The 17,651-nt window shown below is 72.9% G+C and carries 22 protein-coding genes; 16 read left to right on the top strand and 6 right to left on the bottom strand.

Translation table 11 applies throughout. The annotated features are described in order from the left end of the window. Nucleotides 1–147: 147 nt before the first annotated feature. From ybaK to FVS66_RS14415, 4 genes are all read right to left on the bottom strand, one after another. Nucleotides 148–645 (bottom strand): Cys-tRNA(Pro) deacylase, encoded by a 498-nt coding sequence (gene ybaK, locus FVS66_RS14430; RefSeq protein WP_149181592.1) that lies wholly within the window; start codon nucleotides 643–645, stop codon nucleotides 148–150. 18 nt (nucleotides 646–663) lie between these two features. Beyond that, nucleotides 664–1,404: an LON peptidase substrate-binding domain-containing protein gene (locus FVS66_RS14425; protein ID WP_149181591.1), complete on the bottom strand. Its 741-nt coding sequence runs from the start codon at nucleotides 1,402–1,404 to the stop codon at nucleotides 664–666. Nucleotides 1,405–1,422: 18 nt separating this feature from the next. After that, nucleotides 1,423–2,457 carry a hypothetical protein gene (locus FVS66_RS14420; RefSeq protein ID WP_149181590.1) on the bottom strand — a complete coding sequence of 345 codons (1,035 nt, stop codon included), beginning with the start codon at nucleotides 2,455–2,457 and terminating at the stop codon, nucleotides 1,423–1,425. 191 nt (nucleotides 2,458–2,648) lie between these two features. Continuing rightward, nucleotides 2,649–4,289, bottom strand: a complete 1,641-nt coding sequence (locus FVS66_RS14415; RefSeq protein ID WP_399225539.1) for an oxidoreductase — start codon at nucleotides 4,287–4,289, stop codon at nucleotides 2,649–2,651. A gap of 158 nt (nucleotides 4,290–4,447) precedes the next feature. On the opposite strand from FVS66_RS14415, the gene hisD reads away from it, so the two are divergent. From hisD to hisF, 8 genes are all read left to right on the top strand, one after another. Further along, nucleotides 4,448–5,770 (top strand): histidinol dehydrogenase, encoded by a 1,323-nt coding sequence (gene hisD / locus FVS66_RS14410; RefSeq protein ID WP_149181589.1) that lies wholly within the window; start codon nucleotides 4,448–4,450, stop codon nucleotides 5,768–5,770. Further along, complete coding sequence (locus tag FVS66_RS14405) at nucleotides 5,767–6,885, top strand: histidinol-phosphate transaminase (protein WP_149181588.1); 1,119 nt, start codon at nucleotides 5,767–5,769, stop codon at nucleotides 6,883–6,885. The genes hisD and FVS66_RS14405 overlap by 4 nt, the downstream gene beginning before the upstream one ends. Continuing rightward, a complete protein-coding gene (gene hisB, locus FVS66_RS14400) occupies nucleotides 6,885–7,478 on the top strand; it encodes an imidazoleglycerol-phosphate dehydratase HisB (protein ID WP_149181587.1) in 594 nt (197 codons plus the stop codon). The genes FVS66_RS14405 and hisB overlap by 1 nt, the downstream gene beginning before the upstream one ends. 118 nt (nucleotides 7,479–7,596) lie before the next feature. Beyond that, nucleotides 7,597–7,764 carry a hypothetical protein gene (locus FVS66_RS34995; RefSeq protein ID WP_187645522.1) on the top strand — a complete coding sequence of 56 codons (168 nt, stop codon included), beginning with the start codon at nucleotides 7,597–7,599 and terminating at the stop codon, nucleotides 7,762–7,764. Further along, nucleotides 7,761–8,405 (top strand): imidazole glycerol phosphate synthase subunit HisH, encoded by a 645-nt coding sequence (gene hisH / locus FVS66_RS14395; protein WP_149181586.1) that lies wholly within the window; start codon nucleotides 7,761–7,763, stop codon nucleotides 8,403–8,405. Before FVS66_RS34995 ends, hisH begins: the two co-directional genes overlap by 4 nt. A 43-nt stretch (nucleotides 8,406–8,448) precedes the next feature. Further along, nucleotides 8,449–9,174 (top strand): bifunctional 1-(5-phosphoribosyl)-5-((5-phosphoribosylamino)methylideneamino)imidazole-4-carboxamide isomerase/phosphoribosylanthranilate isomerase PriA, encoded by a 726-nt coding sequence (priA, locus tag FVS66_RS14390; protein ID WP_149181585.1) that lies wholly within the window; start codon nucleotides 8,449–8,451, stop codon nucleotides 9,172–9,174. Further along, nucleotides 9,171–9,578 carry a RidA family protein gene (locus FVS66_RS14385; protein ID WP_149181584.1) on the top strand — a complete coding sequence of 136 codons (408 nt, stop codon included), beginning with the start codon at nucleotides 9,171–9,173 and terminating at the stop codon, nucleotides 9,576–9,578. The genes priA and FVS66_RS14385 overlap by 4 nt, the downstream gene beginning before the upstream one ends. Next, nucleotides 9,575–10,345: an imidazole glycerol phosphate synthase subunit HisF gene (gene hisF / locus FVS66_RS14380; RefSeq protein WP_149181583.1), complete on the top strand. Its 771-nt coding sequence runs from the start codon at nucleotides 9,575–9,577 to the stop codon at nucleotides 10,343–10,345. The genes FVS66_RS14385 and hisF overlap by 4 nt, the downstream gene beginning before the upstream one ends. A gap of 5 nt (nucleotides 10,346–10,350) precedes the next feature. Here the strand turns inward: hisF and FVS66_RS14375 are convergent, their stop codons facing one another. Together FVS66_RS14375 and FVS66_RS14370 are read right to left on the bottom strand one after the other, a co-directional pair. Beyond that, nucleotides 10,351–10,755 carry a VOC family protein gene (locus FVS66_RS14375; RefSeq protein WP_149181582.1) on the bottom strand — a complete coding sequence of 135 codons (405 nt, stop codon included), beginning with the start codon at nucleotides 10,753–10,755 and terminating at the stop codon, nucleotides 10,351–10,353. 66 nt (nucleotides 10,756–10,821) lie between these two features. Next, the gene (locus FVS66_RS14370; protein WP_149181581.1) at nucleotides 10,822–11,454 is read right to left on the bottom strand and encodes a TIGR03085 family metal-binding protein; all 633 of its coding nucleotides are present in this window, start codon (nucleotides 11,452–11,454) and stop codon (nucleotides 10,822–10,824) included. A gap of 83 nt (nucleotides 11,455–11,537) precedes the next feature. Between FVS66_RS14370 and hisI the strand changes: the two genes are divergently transcribed. The 8 genes from hisI to trpB all read left to right on the top strand — a co-directional run bounded on the left by hisI (nucleotide 11,538) and on the right by trpB (nucleotide 17,650). Beyond that, a complete protein-coding gene (gene hisI / locus FVS66_RS14365; protein ID WP_149181580.1) occupies nucleotides 11,538–11,888 on the top strand; it encodes a phosphoribosyl-AMP cyclohydrolase in 351 nt (116 codons plus the stop codon). Between the two features lie 11 nt (nucleotides 11,889–11,899). Beyond that, nucleotides 11,900–13,390, top strand: a complete 1,491-nt coding sequence (locus FVS66_RS14360) for an anthranilate synthase component I (RefSeq protein ID WP_149181579.1) — start codon at nucleotides 11,900–11,902, stop codon at nucleotides 13,388–13,390. Between the two features lie 14 nt (nucleotides 13,391–13,404). Next, nucleotides 13,405–14,064, top strand: coding sequence for a TIGR02234 family membrane protein (locus FVS66_RS14355; RefSeq protein ID WP_149181578.1), 660 nt, complete (start codon nucleotides 13,405–13,407; stop codon nucleotides 14,062–14,064). A gap of 129 nt (nucleotides 14,065–14,193) precedes the next feature. After that, nucleotides 14,194–14,445, top strand: a complete 252-nt coding sequence (locus FVS66_RS14345; protein ID WP_149181577.1) for an HGxxPAAW family protein — start codon at nucleotides 14,194–14,196, stop codon at nucleotides 14,443–14,445. A 75-nt stretch (nucleotides 14,446–14,520) separates the two neighbouring features. After that, nucleotides 14,521–15,048 (top strand): DUF2752 domain-containing protein, encoded by a 528-nt coding sequence (locus FVS66_RS14340; RefSeq protein WP_399225533.1) that lies wholly within the window; start codon nucleotides 14,521–14,523, stop codon nucleotides 15,046–15,048. 116 nt (nucleotides 15,049–15,164) lie between these two features. Continuing rightward, entirely contained in the window at nucleotides 15,165–15,974 is an 810-nt protein-coding gene (gene trpC / locus FVS66_RS14335) for an indole-3-glycerol phosphate synthase TrpC (protein ID WP_149181575.1), read from the top strand. A 67-nt stretch (nucleotides 15,975–16,041) separates the two neighbouring features. Then, nucleotides 16,042–16,296 carry a tryptophan biosynthesis modulator TrpM gene (trpM, locus tag FVS66_RS36570; protein WP_316248184.1) on the top strand — a complete coding sequence of 85 codons (255 nt, stop codon included), beginning with the start codon at nucleotides 16,042–16,044 and terminating at the stop codon, nucleotides 16,294–16,296. A gap of 112 nt (nucleotides 16,297–16,408) precedes the next feature. After that, the gene (gene trpB / locus FVS66_RS14325) at nucleotides 16,409–17,650 is read left to right on the top strand and encodes a tryptophan synthase subunit beta (RefSeq protein ID WP_149181574.1); all 1,242 of its coding nucleotides are present in this window, start codon (nucleotides 16,409–16,411) and stop codon (nucleotides 17,648–17,650) included. Nucleotide 17,651 lies beyond the last annotated feature (1 nt).

Raw genomic sequence — 17,651 nt, 5'->3', positions numbered from 1 at the left:
GCCGGGCGGCGGCCGTGGTTGGCGCGCTTCTTGCGGATGCGCCAGGTGCGCTTGCGGGTCCTCTTCGACATGCGGTCCCCTTCCCCGAGGTGTACGAGACATGCCGTCCCTACGGTCGTAGCCGAGGAGGCGGGGGACGTCGAGGGGTTACGCGCGGCCGATCGGAGCGAGCACGGCGCCGGTCAGCTCCGCCAGGTGCGCCGGAGCCAACTCGACCTCCAGGCCCCGCCTGCCCGCCGACACACAGATCGTTTCGTGCCGCGACGCCGACTCGTCCAGCACCGTCGGCAGCTTCTTGCGCTGGCCCAGCGGTGAGATTCCGCCCCGCACATAGCCCGTCGTACGCTCGGCGGCCGCCGGGTCGGCCATGGTCGCCCGCTTGCCGCCCACCGCCGAGGCCAGCGCCTTGAGGTCCAGCTGGCCCGCCACCGGCACCACCGCGACCGTCAGGGCGCCGTCGACGTCCGCGACCAGCGTCTTGAACACCCGCTCCGCCGACACCCCGAGCGCCTCCGCGGCCTCCTCGCCGTACGACGGCGACGCCGGGTCGTGCGCGTACTCGTGCACCGTGAAGGGCGTCCCCGCTGCGGTCAGGGCCACCGTCGCGGGGGTGCCCCCCGTCTGCTTCTTCGCCTTCTTCGCCATCGCCTGTCCCTCTGTACGTCAGTTGGGGCTCGTCGGAGCCCGCGTCAGCTCGGTGGCCGGCAGCGACGGCAGATGCCGCAGCACCGCCGTCTCGGAGCGCAGCAGGCGAAGCTCCTCGCGCAGCCGCGTGGCCGTGTCGGGCGCCTGGAGCAGCCGCTGCTTCGCCGGTGTGTCCAGTACCGCGGCGGCGGCCACCAGGTACGACACCACCGACGGCTCGTCGGGCAGCTCCGTGCCGGTCGCCAGCGATCGCTCGCGCGCCCCCGCCAGCCGCTTCTGATACGCCCGGAACGCCCGGAGTACACCCTCGGCCAGCGCGCCCGCGCCCTCGCCCCGCACCTCCTCCAGCTCCTCCACCTCCGCCGTGAGGAACGGGCCGCTCGCGTCGACGGACAGCAGCTTCACTCGGGTCGTACCGGTCGCGAGGACCTCGAAGCTGCCGTCGGCCCGCTCCCGGATGGTGGCCGCGTCCGCGACGCAGCCGACGCGGTGGAACGCCTGGATCGGGTCGGGTCCGAAGCCGGCGGCGGGACCTTTCTCCGGCAGCGCCGTCTGGTCGGGCAGCCCCGGCGCGGTCGGCGCGATCTCGCGGCCGTCGCGGATCGCGACGACGGCGAAGCGGCGCGGCTCCGCCTCGTCGGTCTTGAGCAGCTCGCGCATCATGGCGCGATATCGCTCCTCGAAGACGTTCAACGGCAGCACGAGGCCGGGGAACAGCACCGCGTTCAGCGGGAAGAGTGGCAGGCGAGCGGTGGTCACAGCGGTCAAGCGTAATGGTCACGCTCCCGGACGCGTCCGCCCGTCCGCGCAGCGGGACCCCGGCGGCCTTGTCGCCGCGCGCCGCGCGCGCTCCCGGGCGTCCAGGAACCGGGCCAGCGGGTCGCCCCCGTCACCGGCGCCGCCGCCCGCCGCCCACGGGAACGAGGTCGCGCGCGCACCGATCAGCCGGAACTGTTCCAGTGCCGCCGACCACCGTCCCCGGGCCGCCAGTACGTACGCGAGGAGGTTGCGCGCCTCGGCCGGCCACGGGTCGCCCGCCGCGTACCGCGCGGACAGCTCGATCGCCAGGTCGGCCGCCGCGTCGACCCGGGCGGCCGGGACTCCGCCCGGGTCCCGGCAGGCCAGCTGGGCGAACGCGGCGCGCACGGGGAGCGTCCGGATCAGCGAGCCCGGCAGGGAGTCCAGCGCCGCGGCCTCAGCGAAGTCGAAGCACGCGCGGTGCGAGCCGTACCAGCGGGCCGACAGGTACTCCAGCGCGGACACATGGCAGCCGTGGTGGTGCGAGGCCCGGCGCACGGCCTGTTCCCACAGCGCCTCGAACAGCGCGTCCGGGGCGTGCGTACCGCGCGCGTGGTCCAGCGCGATCCGCCACGGCACCGGGTCGCGCGGGGCCGCCTCGGCCGCCGCGTGGACCATCGCCTCGACCTCACCGAGCCGCTCGGCCCGTGCGGGCGACGCCCACGCCCGGTCGACCGCCAGCTGGGCGGTGACGAGCAGCGCGTCCGGGTCACGGGGGGCGTCGGACCGCCACGCCGTCAGCCAGTCCTCCCGGCTGTGGGCGAACGCGGCCAGCCGTACGGCGTACCGGTCCCGGCCCTCCCAGTCGGCGCCCATCCGGGTCGCCGCCAGCAGCCGGGCCGCCGGAATGTGATCCCCGAGGGCCGCGGCCACCAGCGCCTGACCCAGCCGGTCGTCCGGCGCGTCCAGGAGCACCGCGCCGTCCGGCGGCAGCCCGTCGCGGGGCGGCGGGGAGGGCCGGACCGTGCGCGCGTTGCCCATCAGGGCGCGGAGCAGAGACATCGTGCCGACCATTGAAAACCGCAGGTGGGAGCCGCGCCAGTGGTCGGCTGTGAAGCTTTGGTAGGGGCGGGAAGGTTGTCCTGCCGAACGTCAAGACACCGTAAAGAAAGCGACCGGACGAGGTGTCAGCACGGCGTGCCCGGCCGGAGGTTGAGGACGAGGTTGGAGGACTGGTTTCGAGGACGGGATTCGAGGACGCGGTGTCAGCCCCTCCGCAGCAGCCGCGAGGCCCCTGCCGCCACCGCCGTGGCCAGAATCCAGCCGACCAGTATCAGCACCGTCGACAGCCACTGCCACGGCGCCGACAGCCGCCAGTACCCCTCCTGCCCGAGGTTGATCACCGGCAGCAGCAGATCCAGCGCGTACAGCACGGCGTTCCACCGCGGGAACTCGTCCTGCTTGATCGGCGCCGGGTCGTACCGCGAGAAGGCCAGCGCCCCCGCCGCCCACAGCACCGCCATCCACACCGCGGCCCGGCCCGGCCGGTAGCCGTACGCCACCGTCCAGTCCTGGAGGTAGCCCCACAGCTTCGCGGCGAGCGGCAGGGTCTCGCGGCGCCGCCGCTGCTTGGCGAGCAGTACCTCCCGGGCGTCGGCGTCCTCGCCGCTGTTGCGCAGGACCGCCGCCAGCCGCTCGTACGGCTCCGGCCCGTACTCCGGGGTCGCCGCCGCGACCCACTCCAGGCGCCGGGAGAGCGGGAAGTGCCCGTACGGTACGAGGTTCTCGTACACGAACCCGCTGATCGCGAGGCCGCCGGGGCCCGGCCAGCTGGCCGCCTGGTCGACGAGCGTGACGACCTTCGCGCCGTTCAGCACCACCCGCCCCTCCTCCGGCCGCTCGCAGATGAAGCGCAGCTCCGGGGTGACGATCCGGCGCAGCGACACCTCCTCCTTGCGGGCCGACGCCAGCACGAACCGCGCCTGGTGCAGATCGACCGCGTCCCCGAACCGCCCGTCGTCCAGCCGCACCCCGCCCCGGCACTCGACGGGCCGCATCCGCGTGCCCCGCATCGGTGTGCTGACGTCGCCCAGCCCGTACGGCGGCGTCCCGCCGAGGTGGTCGCCCGAACCGCCCACCGACTCGCTGACCCACGCTCCCGTCATGTACAGCGTCCGCTCCACGCTCAGCTGCGGCGCGTTCAGCGCCCGCCGCCCCTCGGCCCCGCGCAGCCGGCTGCCGCGCAGGCTCATCGAGACCCCGACCGTGGCGCCGCGCAGGCTGAACTCGCCGTATGTCTCGATCAGCTCCGCCTGGAGGTCCTGCGCCACCGATATGCCGTCCGCGACGATCGCCCGGCCGCGCCGGTCCGGTTGGACGTGGATCTGGCTGATCAGCAGGTCGGTGCCTATCTGCGCGTCCGTGAGCCGCACACCGCGGTCCACGCGGCAGCGCGGCAGGTGCAGATCCCCCTCGGTGTGCAGCCGGGCCGCCTCGATGCGGGGGATCGCGCACCCGACCATGCGGAGCGTGGTGAACCGGGTCTCCGGCAGCACCACCTCGTTGTCGAAACGGCACCCCCGCAGTTCCACATACGGCGCGACCGTGCCGCCCGCCAGATCCAGGGTCCCGGTGATCCGCGCCCCGTGCAGCTTCAGCGCCGACACGCGCCCCGCCAGCGCCGGCGGCCCCGAAAGCAGCAGCAGGGCCACCACCCGCGCCCGTACGCACCGCTCGTCCGGCCACGACCGTGGCGAGAACGGGTCGTCCAGCACGGGGTGGCCCGCGCGCAGGTCGTACCACGCGCCGATCCGGAACGCCTGCCACATCCCCAGCTCGGCGGGGCTCAGATCGCCGGGAACATCGTCGTCGCGACGCTGGTCGCGGTCGTCGTGCGGCTCGGTCAATGCCGCCCCCTCGCTTCCCCTGTTCGTACAACTGTTCTTCCCGCTGAGTAATGGACTGAACGCTAACGGTCAGGTGTGACATCCAAGGGGTGGTGTGGCGTGTATCAGCCAGTGATACGGAGAAACGGGGGCGTGAAGCCGTCTGCGAGAATTGACCTGTGATCTCACGAATCGATCTGCGCGGCGACGCCCTGCCGAAGGGTGGCGCCCTGCGCGACCTGCTGCCCCGTGCCGAGTTCGACGTGGAGGCCGCCCTGGAGAAGGTGCGGCCCATCTGCGAGGCCGTACACCATCGGGGCGACGCGGCGCTGATCGACTACGCCGAGCGGTTCGACGGCGTCACCCTCGACCAGGTGCGGGTTCCGGCCGCCGCGCTGACCCGCGCCCTGGACGAGCTCGACCCGGCCGTACGCGCGGGCCTGGAGGAGTCCATCCGGCGCGCCCGGATCGTCCACCGCGAGCAGCGCCGCTCCTCGCACACCACGCAGGTCGTGCCGGGCGGCACGGTCACCGAGAAGTGGGTGCCGGTCGAGCGCGTCGGCCTGTACGCCCCGGGCGGCCGCTCCGTCTACCCCTCGTCGGTGATCATGAACGCCGTGCCGGCGCAGGAGGCGGGCGTCGAGTCCATCGCCCTCGCGTCCCCGCCGCAGCGGGAGCACGGCGGCCTGCCGCACCCCACGATCCTCGCCGCGTGCGCGCTCCTCGGCGTCGACGAGGTGTACGCCGCGGGCGGCGCCCAGGCCGTCGCCATGTTCGCGTACGGCACCGAGAGCTGCGCCCCCGCCAACATGGTCACCGGGCCCGGCAACATCTGGGTCGCCGCGGCCAAGCGGTACTTCACCGGCCGCATCGGCATCGACACCGAGGCCGGCCCGACCGAGATCGCGGTCCTCGCGGACGCCACGGCCGACCCGGTCCACGTCGCCGCCGACCTGATCAGCCAGGCCGAGCACGACCCGCTCGCCGCCGCCGTCCTGGTCACCGACTCCCCCGAACTGGCCGACGCCGTCGAGAAGGAGCTGGAGCCGCAGATCGCGGCCACCAAGCACGTCGAGGACCGCATCGTGCCCGCGCTGCGCGGCCGGCAGTCCGCCGTCGTCCTCGTCGACGGCATGGAGGAGGGCCTGCGCGTGGTCGACGCCTACGGCGCCGAGCACCTGGAGATCCAGACCGCCGACGCCGCCGCCCTCGCCCAGCGGGTCCGCAACGCGGGCGCGATCTTCGTCGGCCCCTGGTCTCCGGTCTCCCTCGGCGACTACTGCGCCGGGTCCAACCACGTCCTGCCGACCGGCGGCTGCGCCTGCCACTCGTCCGGCCTGTCCGTCCAGTCCTTCCTGCGCGGCATCCACATCGTGGACTACACGCGCGACGCCCTCGCCGAGGTCGCCCACCACGTGGTCACCCTCGCCGAGGCCGAGGACCTGCCGGCGCACGGGGCGGCCATGAAGGCGCGGTTCGACTGGAAGGTGCCGCAGCAGTGACCGACGTGCGCATCGACGACCTGCCCATCCGCGACGAACTGCGCGGCAAGTCGCCCTACGGCGCGCCGCAGCTCGACGTACCCGTACGCCTCAACACCAACGAGAACCCGTACCCGCTGCCCGAGCCGCTCGTCGAGCGGATCGCCGAGCGCGTCCGCGAGGCCGCGCGCGAGCTCAACCGCTACCCCGACCGCGACGCAGTCGAACTCCGCACCGAGCTCGCCCGCTACCTCACCCGCACCACCGGCCACGAGGTCGGTATGAGCCAGGTATGGGCGGCCAACGGCTCCAACGAGGTGCTCCAGCAGCTGCTCCAGACCTTCGGCGGGCCCGGCCGTATCGCGATGGGCTTCGAGCCCTCGTACTCGATGCACGGCCTGATCTCGCGCGGAACCGGCACCGGCTGGATCTCCGGCCCCCGCCGCGACGACTTCGGCCTCGACGTGGCCGCCGCCGCGGACGCCATCGCCCGGCACCGCCCGGACGTGCTGTTCATCACCTCCCCCAACAACCCCACCGGCACCGCGGTCGACGCCGACACCGTCCTCGCCCTGTACGAGGCGGCCCAGGCCGCCAAGCCCTCCCTGGTGGTGGTCGACGAGGCGTATGTGGAATTCAGCCACCGCCCGTCGCTGCTGCCGCTCATCGAGGGCCGCCCGCACCTGGTGATCTCCCGCACCATGTCCAAGGCGTTCGGCGCCGCCGGACTGCGCCTCGGCTACCTCGCCGCCCACCCCGCCGTCGTCGACGCCGTACAGCTGGTCCGCCTGCCGTACCACCTCTCCGCCGTCACGCAGGCCACCGCGCTCGCCGCACTCGAACACACCGATACGCTTCTGGGGTACGTCGAACACCTCAAGTCCGAGCGGGACCGCCTCGTCGCCGAGCTGCGCGCCATCGGCTACGAGGTCACCGAGTCGGACGCCAACTTCGTCCAGTTCGGACGGTTCGACGGCGAGGGCGGCGCTCACGCCGTATGGCGGAAGATCCTCGACCACGGCGTCCTGGTCCGCGACAACGGCGTACCCGGCCGGCTGCGGGTCACCGCCGGCACGCCCGAAGAGAACGACGCGTTCCTGGATGCGGTTCGCGCACTGAAGAAGGAGCACAGCTGATGAGCCGCGTAGGACGGGTCGAGCGCACCACGAAGGAGACGTCCGTAGTCGTCGAGATCGACCTCGACGGCACCGGCAAGGTCGACGTCTCCACCGGCGTCGGCTTCTACGACCACATGCTCGACCAGCTCGGCCGCCACGGGCTGTTCGACCTCACGGTCAAGACGGACGGCGACCTCCACATCGACTCGCACCACACCATCGAGGACACCGCGCTCGCGCTGGGCGCCGCCTTCAGGCAGGCCCTCGGCGACAAGGTGGGCATCTACCGCTTCGGCAACTGCACGGTCCCGCTGGACGAGTCCCTCGCCCAGGTCACCGTCGACCTCTCCGGCCGCCCGTACCTGGTGCACACCGAGCCCGAGAACATGGCGCCGATGATCGGCTCTTACGATACGACGATGACCCGGCACATCCTGGAGTCGTTCGTCGCCCAGGCCCAGATCGCGCTGCACGTCCACGTGCCCTACGGGCGCAACGCCCACCACATCGTGGAGTGCCAGTTCAAGGCCCTCGCCCGCGCTTTGCGGTACGCCTCCGAGCGCGACCCGCGGGCGGTCGGCATCCTGCCGTCGACGAAGGGCGCGCTGTGAGCGGCGCGCGCACGGCCGCCGGGCCGCGGACGACGGTGATGCCCGCACCTCCGCGCCGCACGGGCGGAGACGGGCGCACCCCCGGGCCGAAGGCCTCGGGGGAGAACGAGGGGATGCTGTGACCGGGCTGTCCACCGTCCTCATCGTCGTGGGCCTCTTCCTGGCCGGCGGCGTGTACTCCTTCACCAAGCAGCAGCTGCCCAAGGGCGTCGTCGTCCTGCTCGCCGTCGCCTCCGGGATGTGCCTGCTCGCCGGCGTCCTGCGTATTCAGGGGATCTGGGAATGACCGCCAACGCCAGGAAAGTCGTCGTCTTCGACTACGGATTCGGCAACATCCGCTCCGCCGAGCGCGCCCTCGCGCGCGTAGGGGCCGATGTCGAGATCACCCGCGACTACGACAAGGCCATGAACGCCGACGGGCTGCTCGTCCCCGGCGTCGGCGCCTTCTCCGCGTGCATGGCCGGGCTCAAGGAGGCCCGCGGCGACTGGATCGTCGAACGCAGGCTCTCCGGCGGCCGGCCCGTCATGGGCATCTGCGTCGGCATGCAGATCCTTTTCGCGCGCGGCATCGAGCACGGCGTCGAGACAGAGGGCCTCGACGAGTGGCCCGGCACGGTCGGCCCGCTCAAGGCCCCGGTCATCCCGCACATGGGCTGGAACACCGTCGAGACCCCCGAGGACAGCGAGCTGTTCGCCGGGGTGGACGCCGACGCCCGGTTCTACTTCGTGCACTCCTACGCCGTGACCGGCTGGAGCATGGAGACCGCCAACCCCCTGATGCGCGCCCCCAAGGTCACCTGGGCGACGCACGGCGAGCGGTTCGTCGCCGCCGTGGAGAACGGGGCCCTGTGGGCGACCCAGTTCCACCCGGAGAAGTCCGGTGACGCCGGGGCCCAGCTGCTCACCAACTGGCTCCACACCTTCTGACCCTCCGACCCACCGAACGCTGCGAGAGACCAGGACCGCTGAGATGACCAAGCTCGAACTCCTCCCCGCCGTCGACGTCCGGAACGGCCAGGCCGTACGGCTCGTCCATGGCGAGTCCGGCACGGAGACGTCCTACGGCTCCCCCCTGGAGGCGGCCCTGGCCTGGCAGCGCGCGGGCGCCGAGTGGCTCCACCTGGTCGACCTCGACGCCGCGTTCGGCACCGGCGACAACCGCGAGCTGATCGCCGAAGTGGCCCGGGCCATGGACATCAAGGTCGAGCTCTCCGGCGGCATCCGCGACGACGCCTCCCTGGCGGCCGCGCTCGCCACCGGCTGCACCCGTGTCAACCTCGGCACCGCCGCCCTGGAGACCCCCGAGTGGGTCGCCAAGGTCATCGCCGAGCACGGCGACAAGATCGCCGTCGGCCTCGACGTGCGCGGCACCACCCTGCGCGGCCGCGGCTGGACCCGCGACGGCGGCGACCTGTACGAGACGCTGGAGCGCCTCAACTCCGAGGGCTGCGCGCGGTACGTCGTCACCGACATCGCCAAGGACGGCACCCTCCAGGGCCCCAACCTCGACCTCCTGCGCAACGTCTGCGCCGCCACCGACCGGCCCGTCGTCGCCTCCGGCGGTGTCTCCTCGCTCGCAGACCTGCGCGCCATCGCCGAGCTCGTCCCGCTGGGCGTCGAGGGCGCCATCGTCGGCAAGGCCCTGTACGCCAAGGCGTTCACCCTCGAGGAAGCCCTCGCGGCGGTGTCCGCATGACCGACGCCGTACGCAAGGTCGTCACCGGCGCTCCCTGGGAGGAGCAGTTCGGCTACTCCCGCGCGGTGCGACTGCCGAACGGCCTCGTCCTGGTATCCGGCTGCACCTCCGTCGAGGACGGCGCGATCGTCGACGGCGGCCCGTACGAGCAGACGGTCAATTCCTTCAACGTGGCCTTCGAGGCGCTGAAGCAGCTCGGCCTCGGCCCGGCGGACGTGGTCCGCACCCGTATGTACATCACCCACGCGCGGGACGTGGAGGAGGTCGGCCGCGCTCACAAGGAGCTGTTCGACTCCGTCCGCCCCGCCGCCTCGATGCTCATCGTCTCCGGCTTCGTCGACCCCCGGCTGGTCGTCGAGGTCGAGGTCGAGGCGTACCGGACGAACGGAGGTGCCGCGGCATGAGCCTCGCGGTCCGAGTCATCCCCTGCCTGGACGTGGACAACGGCCGCGTCGTCAAGGGCGTCAACTTCCAGAACCTGCGCGACGCCGGCGACCCCGTCGAGATGGCCAAGCTGTACGACGCCGAGGGCGCCGACGAGCTGACGTTTCTCGACATCACCGCGTCGTCGGGCAACCGCGAGACCACCTACGACGTGGTGCGCCGCACCGCCGAGCAGGTGTTCATCCCGCTCACCGTCGGCGGCGGGGTGCGCAGCGCCGAGGACGTCGACAAGCTGCTCCGCGCCGGGGCGGACAAGGTCGGCGTCAACACGGCGGCGATCGCCCGGCCCGAGCTGATCCGGGAGATCGCCGAGCGGTTCGGCAGCCAGGTGCTCGTGCTGTCCGTGGACGCCCGGCGGTGCCCCGAGGGCACCGGCACGCCGTCCGGCTTCGAGGTCACCACGCACGGTGGGCGCCGCGGGACCGGCATCGACGCCGTCGAGTGGGCGCACCGGGCCGCAGAGCTGGGGGCGGGGGAGATCCTGCTGAACTCCATGGACGCGGACGGGACGAAGGACGGCTACGACACCGAGATGATCACGGCGGTGCGGCGGCTCGTCACCGTGCCGGTGATCGCCTCCGGCGGGGCCGGGCGGCTCGCCGACTTTCCGCCCGCCATCGAGGCGGGGGCGGATGCCGTGCTGGCCGCCTCGGTCTTCCACTTCGGGGATCTGCGCATCCCGCAGGTGAAGTCCGCGCTCCGCGAGGCGGGGCACCCCGTCCGGTAGAGCCCCTACGAGCCGTTCGGGACCGTCCCCAAGGGCTCGGCCAGCTGGATCAGGTTGCCGACGGTGTCGTCCAGGACGGCGGTCAGGACCGGGCCCTGTTCGGCCGGCTCCTGGGTGAACGTGACACCCAGGCCCTTCAGGCGCTCGTACTCCGCCCACAGGTCGTCGACGGCGAAGACGATGCAGGGCAGACCGGCGTCCCGGAGGCCCTTCGTGTACTGGCGGGCCACCGGGCTGTCGCCGGGCTCCAGCAGGAGCTCCACGTCCTGGCCCGGGGCGCCGACCGTGATGAAGAGGGCACCGCCCAGATCGATGTGGGTGCGGGTCTCGAAGCCGAGCACGTCGGTGTAGAACGCGTGGGCCTTCTGCTCGTCGTCCACGTACACACTGGTCATCGCGATTCTGAGCATCGGACCGTCCTCTCCGCGATGGGCTGCGTACGTCCGATCATGCCCGCCCCCACCGACAACGGCCCCTCAGATGCCGAGCTTGGCCTCCAGGAGACGGGCGACCGGTTCCTTGTCGCCGTCGATCTCCACGCGGGCGGACCCCTGGCGGCCGTAGAGGAACAGGGCCAGCTCGCCCGGCTCGCCGGTGACCGTGACGACCGGGGTGCCGCGGTGGGCGACGGCCGTCTGCCCGTTCGGGCGGCGGACGACGAGGCCCACCGGGGAGCGGCGCCCCGCCAGCCGGGCCAGCTTCTCCAGGCGGGACCACAGGGCGTCCGCGAACACCGGGTCGATCTCCCGCGGCGTCCAGTCGGACTGGGCCCGCCGTACGTCCTCGGTGTGGATGTAGAACTCGACGGTGTTCGCCCCCTCGTCGACCTGCTTGATCGAGAAGGGGGACATCTTCGGCGGCCCCGTGCGGATCAGCTGGATCAGCTCCTCGTACGGCTTCGCGGCGAACTCCGCCTGAACCCGTTCCAGGCGTTCCCGCAGCGGGGCGAGCAGCACACCGGCCGCCGCGTCGGGGCGGCGCTCACGGACCACCATGTGGGCCGCCAGCTCCCGGGTCGTCCAGCTGTCGCACAAGGTCGGGGCGTCCGGGCCCGCCGCCTCCAACAGATCGGCCAGCAGCAGGCGTTCACGCTTCGCATGGGTCGACATGTCCGCCAGCGTACGGGGGCCCACCCCGGTCCGCCCAGTGGACACGGCCGGGAGGACCCCGTACGGCGCGGCACAATGGCGGCATGACCAGCAATCTCGACCCGGCCATCGCCGCCCGTCTCAAGCGCAGCCCCGACGGGCTGGTTCCGGCCATCGCCCAGCAGTACGACACCGGCGAGGTGCTCATGCTCGGCTGGATGGACGACGAGGCCCTGCACCGCACCCTCACCACCGGCCGCTGCACCTACTGGTCGCGCAGCCGCCGGGAGTACTGGGTCAAGGGCGACACCTCCGGCCACTTCCAGCACGTCAAGTCCGTCGCCCTCGACTGCGACGCCGACACCGTCCTGGTCAAGGTCGACCAGGTCGGAGCCGCCTGCCACACCGGCGCCCGGACCTGCTTCGACGCTGACGTGCTCCCCCTGGGCAAGTAAGGTCGGGCGCCATGGATCTCGAGACCTTCCGCAAGCTGGCGGCCGACCGCCGAGTGATCCCCGTCAGCCGCCGTCTGCTCGCGGACGGCGACACCCCGGTCGGCCTCTACCGCAAGCTCGCCGCCGAACGCCCCGGGACGTTCCTCCTGGAGTCCGCCGAGAACGGCCTCGGCTCCTGGTCCCGGTACTCCTTCGTCGGCGTCCGCAGCGCGGCCACCTTGACGGTGCGGGACGGCCAGGCCCACTGGCTCGGCACCCCGCCCGTCGGCGTCCCGGTCGACGGAGACCCGCTGCGTGCCCTGCGCGCCACCGTGGAGGCCCTGCACACCCCCCGCGACCTGGCCTCCGGGATGCCGCCCTTCACCGGCGGAATGGTCGGCTACCTCGGCTACGACGTCGTGCGCCGCCTGGAGCGCATCGGCGACCACGGCACCGACGACCTGCGGCTGCCCGAGCTGACCATGCTGCTGACCTCGGACCTCGCGGTCCTCGACCACTGGGACGGCACGGTCCTGCTGATCGCCAACGCGATCAACCACAACGACCTCGACACCGGCGTCGACGAGGCGTACGCGGACGCCGTCGCCCGCCTCGACGCCATGCAGGCCGACCTCACCAAGCCCGCCGAGTCGGCCTCCGCAGTCCTGCCGCCCTCCGAACTGCCCGACTCCACGGCCCTGTGGGGCGGCGAGGCGTACCAGGGCGCCGTCGAGGACATCAAGGAGCGCATCCGGGCCGGCGAGGCATTCCAGGTCGTCCCGTCGCAGCGCTTCGAGACCCCCTGCACGGCGAGCGCGCTGGACGTCTACCGGGTCCTGCGGGCCACCAACCCGTCCCCGTACATGTACCTGTTCCGCTTCGACGGGTTCGACGTCGTCGGCTCCAGCCCGGAAGCACTGGTCAAGGTCGAGGACGGGCGCGCGATGGTGCACCCGATCGCCGGTACGCGCCCGCGCGGGGCCACCCCGCAGGAGGACCAGGCCCTCGCCGACGAGCTGATCGCCGACCCCAAGGAGCGCGCCGAGCACCTCATGCTCGTCGACCTCGGCCGCAACGACCTGGGCCGGGTCTGCCGACCGGGCTCCGTCGAGGTCGTCGACTTCATGTCGATCGAGCGGTACTCGCACGTCATGCACATCGTCTCGACCGTCACCGGCCAGGTCGCCGAGGGCCGCACCGCCTTCGACGTACTGACCGCCTGCTTCCCCGCCGGCACCCTGTCCGGTGCCCCCAAGCCGCGCGCCATGCAGATCATCGAGGAACTGGAGCCCACCAGGCGCGGCCTGTACGGCGGCGCCGTCGGCTACCTGGACTTCGCGGGCGACTCCGACACGGCGATCGCCATCCGCACCGCGCTGCTCCGCGACGGCACCGCCTACGTCCAGGCGGGCGCCGGGGTCGTCGCGGACTCCGACCCGGTCGCCGAGGACACCGAGTGCCGCAACAAGGCGGCGGCGGTGCTCCGCGCCGTACACACCGCCAACCGGATGAACCGAGTCTGAGGGCATAAGGGATAGTGGCGTACGTGAGTGCTGCATCCGTACCCCAGCCCCGTGCCACCGGCCAGGGCGAGGCGGCGACCGCCACCGGCGGCCGCCGCAGCCTCGCCGTCGCCCTGCTGCTCGGCGGAGTGGGAGCCGCCGTCGTGCTCCTCGCCTCGGGCCGGACCTGGACCGAGGGCCGGGTCACGGGCGCCGGGGGCAGTGTCTCCCTGGACGCCGCCGGAGGCGATGTCACCGGAGCGCCCACCGCGCTCGCGATCGTCGGGCTCGCCGCCCTCGTCGCCGTCCTCGCCGCGCGCGGCGTCGGCCGGCACGTCGTCGCGCTGCTGCTCACCCTGAGCGGCGCGGGCGCGGCCACCGCCGCGTTCCTCGGCGCTTCCGACCGGGCGGCCCTCGACGAGGCGGCCGCCCGCACCACCGGCGACACGGCGGCACGCGCCGAGGCGCTCACCCAGACGGCCTGGCCCTATGTGACCGCCGCGGCGGCCCTGCTGATCCTGGTCGCCGGGCTGCTGGCCCTGCGGTACGGCCGCGCCTGGCCCGCGATGTCCGGCCGGTACGAGCGCGACGGCGGCGCCCGCGCGCGAGGCGCCCGGCGCGTCGCCGACCCCGACCGGCCCGAAGACCTCTGGAAGGCCCTGGACCGCGGCGAGGACCCCACGGACGGTGCCTGACCCGGCCTTACCGACCCGCGCGGCACACCCCCCGGATCACTTCGCACGCGCGCGTGCGGAACAATGGCGACGAGCGTCCGCACTCGGCGGGGCCTCACCACAGAGCAACATTTCAACGAGGAGCAACTCATGGCGGGCAGCGCCCACGGACACACCCCGGCCGCCTGGACCGGTGTCACCATCTCCTTCATCGGCTTCTGCGTCGCCGGTGTCTTCATGGTGGCGGCCAACCCGCTCGGCTTCTGGGCGGGCATCGGCGTCGTCCTGCTCGGCGGTGTCGTCGGTGTCGCGATGAAGTCCGCCGGCCTCGGCCAGCCGAAGGCGTCGCAGGAGCAGCTCGAGGCGCGCACGGAGGCCGGCAGGGCCCAGGCCGTCTCCTGACGCCCGGTCACCTCACAAGGCGCGGTCCGGCACAGCCGGGCTGCGCCTTCCCGTATGAGCGGAGACAATCACCGCGTGGACGCCGACACGACCCATCCCGCCCTGCCCGAGCCCCCGCCGCACGCGGCGCCCGAGCCCCCGCCCCACACCGTGCCCGAGCCCCCGCCGCACGCCGTGTACGGCCCGTACCGGCCACCACCTCCGCCGCCCCTGTTCCGGCGGCTCCTGCCGCCCCTGGGCGCGCTCGCCGGGGTCGCCGCGGCGTTCGCCTACGTCGGGACCGTCGACCCCAACGAGCCCGGCCACTACCCGGTCTGCCCCCTCCTGCAGTACACGGGCCTGTACTGCCCCGGCTGCGGCGGTCTGCGCAGTGCCCACGCCTTCATCCACGGGGACTTCGCCACCGCCCTCGGCGCCAACGCCATGGCGGTCGCCGGATATGCCGTATTCGCGGTGCTGATCGTGGTCTGGCTGGTCAAGGCCGTACGCGGGGTGCCCCTGCGGATCACGCTCACACCGCTCCAGCTATGGCTGGCCGGCGGCGTGTGGGCGGTCTTCTCGGTGGTGCGCAACCTGCCGTTCGGCTCCGCTCTCGCCCCATGAATCCGCAGGTCGGGGGCTGTGGCGTCGACCGGATGCGGACTCTGGCCCCACCTCCGGATACCATCGAGGTGTCCGGCTTGATCAAAACATCACCCTCCCGGAAGGGGGCCTCTCGCGTGAGTGTGCTCGACGAGATCATCGAAGGCGTCCGCGCCGACCTCGCAGAGCGACAGGCGCGGGTCTCCCTCGACGAGCTCAAGGAGCGGGCCGCCAAGGCACCGCAGGCGCGGGACGGCGCCGCCGCCCTGCGTGGCGAGGGCGTCCAGGTCATCTGCGAGGTCAAGCGCTCCAGCCCGTCCAAGGGCGCGCTGGCCGCGATCGCCGACCCCGCCGGGCTCGCCGCGGACTACGCGGCGGGTGGCGCCGCCGTCATCTCCGTCCTCACCGAGCAGCGGCGCTTCGGCGGCTCCCTGGCCGACCTGGAGGCCGTCCGCGCCCGGGTGGACATCCCGGTCCTGCGCAAGGACTTCATCGTCACCGCGTACCAGCTGTGGGAGGCCCGCGCGTACGGCGCCGACCTCGCGCTGCTGATCGTCGCCGCCCTCGACCAGCCCGCGCTGGTCTCGCTGATCGAGCGTGCCGAGTCCATCGGGCTCACGCCGCTCGTCGAGGTCCACGACGAGGACGAGGTCGCGCGCGCGGTCGACGCCGGCGCCCGGGTGATCGGTGTCAACGCCCGCGACCTGAAGACCCTCAAGGTGGACCGCTCCACGTTCGAGCGCGTCGCCCCCGAGGTGCCCGCCGGCATCGTCAAGATCGCCGAGTCCGGCATCCGCGGTCCGCACGACCTGATCGCGTACGCCAACGCGGGCGCCGACGCGGTGCTCGTCGGCGAGTCCCTGGTCACCGGCCGTGACCCGAAGGCCGCCGTCGCGGACCTCGTCGCGGCGGGCGCGCACCCCGCGCTGCGGCACGGGCGGAGCTGACCCCGTGTCCGCCGCCGTCACCCGCCATGTGGCCAGGCCCTGCCAGGGCCTGGCCACGCGCGCGTACATGACGGCCGCGGCCGCCCCCCTGGCGTACGCCCGCCTCGCCCGGGGCTGCCGTCCCCGCGGGTGCCGGGCGCCGGCTCGGCGGGTGCACGGGCGGCGCGTGCGGTATGTCATCGGCGACGAGCCGGGTCAGGTCAACGGGATGCGATGGCGTCGCGGGGTTTCTCTCCCCCACCCCGCCCCTTCCCGCACCGGGGCTGGGCCCCGGACCCCGTCGCGCCCGGCGGCGTCTGTCCTCAGGCGCCGGACAGGCTGATCCTCAGCCCCTCCGGCGGTTGAGGAGCGGGGGCGGGGTGGGGGAGGGGACGCACGCAGGCCACCCCGAGACCCGACCGCCAGGGCGAGCCCTGGCAGAGGAGCATGTACCTATGCCCAGCGAGTTCTTCATCCCCGACCCCGAGGGGCAAGTCCCCACGGCCGCAGGCTACTTCGGTGCCTACGGCGGCAAGTTCATCCCCGAGGCCCTCGTCGCCGCCGTCGACGAGGTCGCCGTCGAGTACGACAAGGCCAAGGCCGACCCGGCGTTCGCCGCCGAGCTCGACGACCTCCTCGTCAACTACACCGGACGGCCCAGCGCCCTGACCGAGGTGCCCCGGTTCGCCGAGCACGCCGGGGGCGCGCGGGTCTTCCTCAAGCGCGAGGACCTGAACCACACCGGATCCCACAAGATCAACAACGTGCTGGGCCAGGCCCTGCTCACCAGGCGCATGGGCAAGACCCGCGTCATCGCCGAGACCGGAGCGGGCCAGCACGGTGTCGCCACGGCCACCGCGTGCGCGTTGTTCGGGCTCGACTGCACCATCTACATGGGTGAGATCGACACCCGGCGGCAGGCCCTCAACGTCGCCCGGATGCGGATGCTCGGCGCCGAGGTCATCGCCGTGAAGTCCGGCAGCCGCACCCTCAAGGACGCCATCAACGAGGCGTTCCGCGACTGGGTCGCCAATGTCGACAGCACGCACTACCTCTTCGGGACCGTCGCGGGGCCCCACCCCTTCCCCGCCATGGTGCGCGACTTCCACCGCGTCATCGGCGTCGAGGCCCGCCGGCAGATCCTGGAGCGCGCCGGGCGGCTGCCCGACGCGGCCGTCGCCTGCGTCGGCGGCGGCTCCAACGCCATCGGACTGTTCCACGCGTTCCTGTCCGACGCCTCCGTACGGCTCGTCGGCTGCGAGCCCGCCGGGCACGGTGTGGAGACCGGTGAGCACGCGGCGACCCTGACGGCCGGCGAGCCGGGCATCCTGCACGGGTCGCGGTCGTACGTCCTCCAGGACGAGGAAGGCCAGATCACCGAGCCGTACTCGATCTCGGCCGGCCTCGACTACCCGGGCATCGGCCCCGAGCACGCCTACCTCAAGGACAGCGGCCGCGGCGAGTACCGCGCCGTCACCGACGACGCGGCCATGCAGGCCCTGCGCCTGCTGTCCCGCACGGAGGGCATCATCCCGGCCATCGAGTCCGCGCACGCCCTCGCCGGCGCCCTGGAGGTCGGCCGCGAGCTCGGCGGGGACGGGCTGATCGTGGTCAACCTGTCCGGCCGCGGCGACAAGGACATGGACACCGCCGCCCGCTACTTCGGGCTGTACGACAACGGGGAGGGCTCCAAGTGAG

Source organism: Streptomyces sp. TRM49041, from assembly GCF_008271805.1.
Classification (GTDB): domain Bacteria; phylum Actinomycetota; class Actinomycetes; order Streptomycetales; family Streptomycetaceae; genus Streptomyces.
Note: the sequence above shows the minus strand (reverse complement) of the source record. Positions and strands in the feature narration are given on the sequence as shown.

What these genes read in the sequence shown, in the direction of transcription:
- hisF (WP_149181583.1), top strand. Translation starts at nt 9,575, where the DNA reads ATGAGCCTCGCGGTCCGAGTCATCCCCTGCCTGGACGTGGACAACGGC.
- trpB (WP_149181574.1), top strand. Translation starts at nt 16,409, where the DNA reads ATGCCCAGCGAGTTCTTCATCCCCGACCCCGAGGGGCAAGTCCCCACG.
- FVS66_RS14370 (WP_149181581.1), bottom strand. Translation starts at nt 11,454, where the DNA reads ATGTCGACCCATGCGAAGCGTGAACGCCTGCTGCTGGCCGATCTGTTG.
- FVS66_RS14345 (WP_149181577.1), top strand. Translation starts at nt 14,194, where the DNA reads ATGGCGGGCAGCGCCCACGGACACACCCCGGCCGCCTGGACCGGTGTC.
- hisH (WP_149181586.1), top strand. Translation starts at nt 7,761, where the DNA reads ATGACCGCCAACGCCAGGAAAGTCGTCGTCTTCGACTACGGATTCGGC.
- ybaK (WP_149181592.1), bottom strand. Translation starts at nt 645, where the DNA reads ATGGCGAAGAAGGCGAAGAAGCAGACGGGGGGCACCCCCGCGACGGTG.
- FVS66_RS14385 (WP_149181584.1), top strand. Translation starts at nt 9,171, where the DNA reads ATGACCGACGCCGTACGCAAGGTCGTCACCGGCGCTCCCTGGGAGGAG.
- hisI (WP_149181580.1), top strand. Translation starts at nt 11,538, where the DNA reads ATGACCAGCAATCTCGACCCGGCCATCGCCGCCCGTCTCAAGCGCAGC.
- hisB (WP_149181587.1), top strand. Translation starts at nt 6,885, where the DNA reads ATGAGCCGCGTAGGACGGGTCGAGCGCACCACGAAGGAGACGTCCGTA.
- FVS66_RS14375 (WP_149181582.1), bottom strand. Translation starts at nt 10,755, where the DNA reads ATGCTCAGAATCGCGATGACCAGTGTGTACGTGGACGACGAGCAGAAG.
- FVS66_RS14420 (WP_149181590.1), bottom strand. Translation starts at nt 2,457, where the DNA reads ATGGTCGGCACGATGTCTCTGCTCCGCGCCCTGATGGGCAACGCGCGC.
- FVS66_RS14360 (WP_149181579.1), top strand. Translation starts at nt 11,900, where the DNA reads ATGGATCTCGAGACCTTCCGCAAGCTGGCGGCCGACCGCCGAGTGATC.
- trpM (WP_316248184.1), top strand. Translation starts at nt 16,042, where the DNA reads ATGACGGCCGCGGCCGCCCCCCTGGCGTACGCCCGCCTCGCCCGGGGC.
- priA (WP_149181585.1), top strand. Translation starts at nt 8,449, where the DNA reads ATGACCAAGCTCGAACTCCTCCCCGCCGTCGACGTCCGGAACGGCCAG.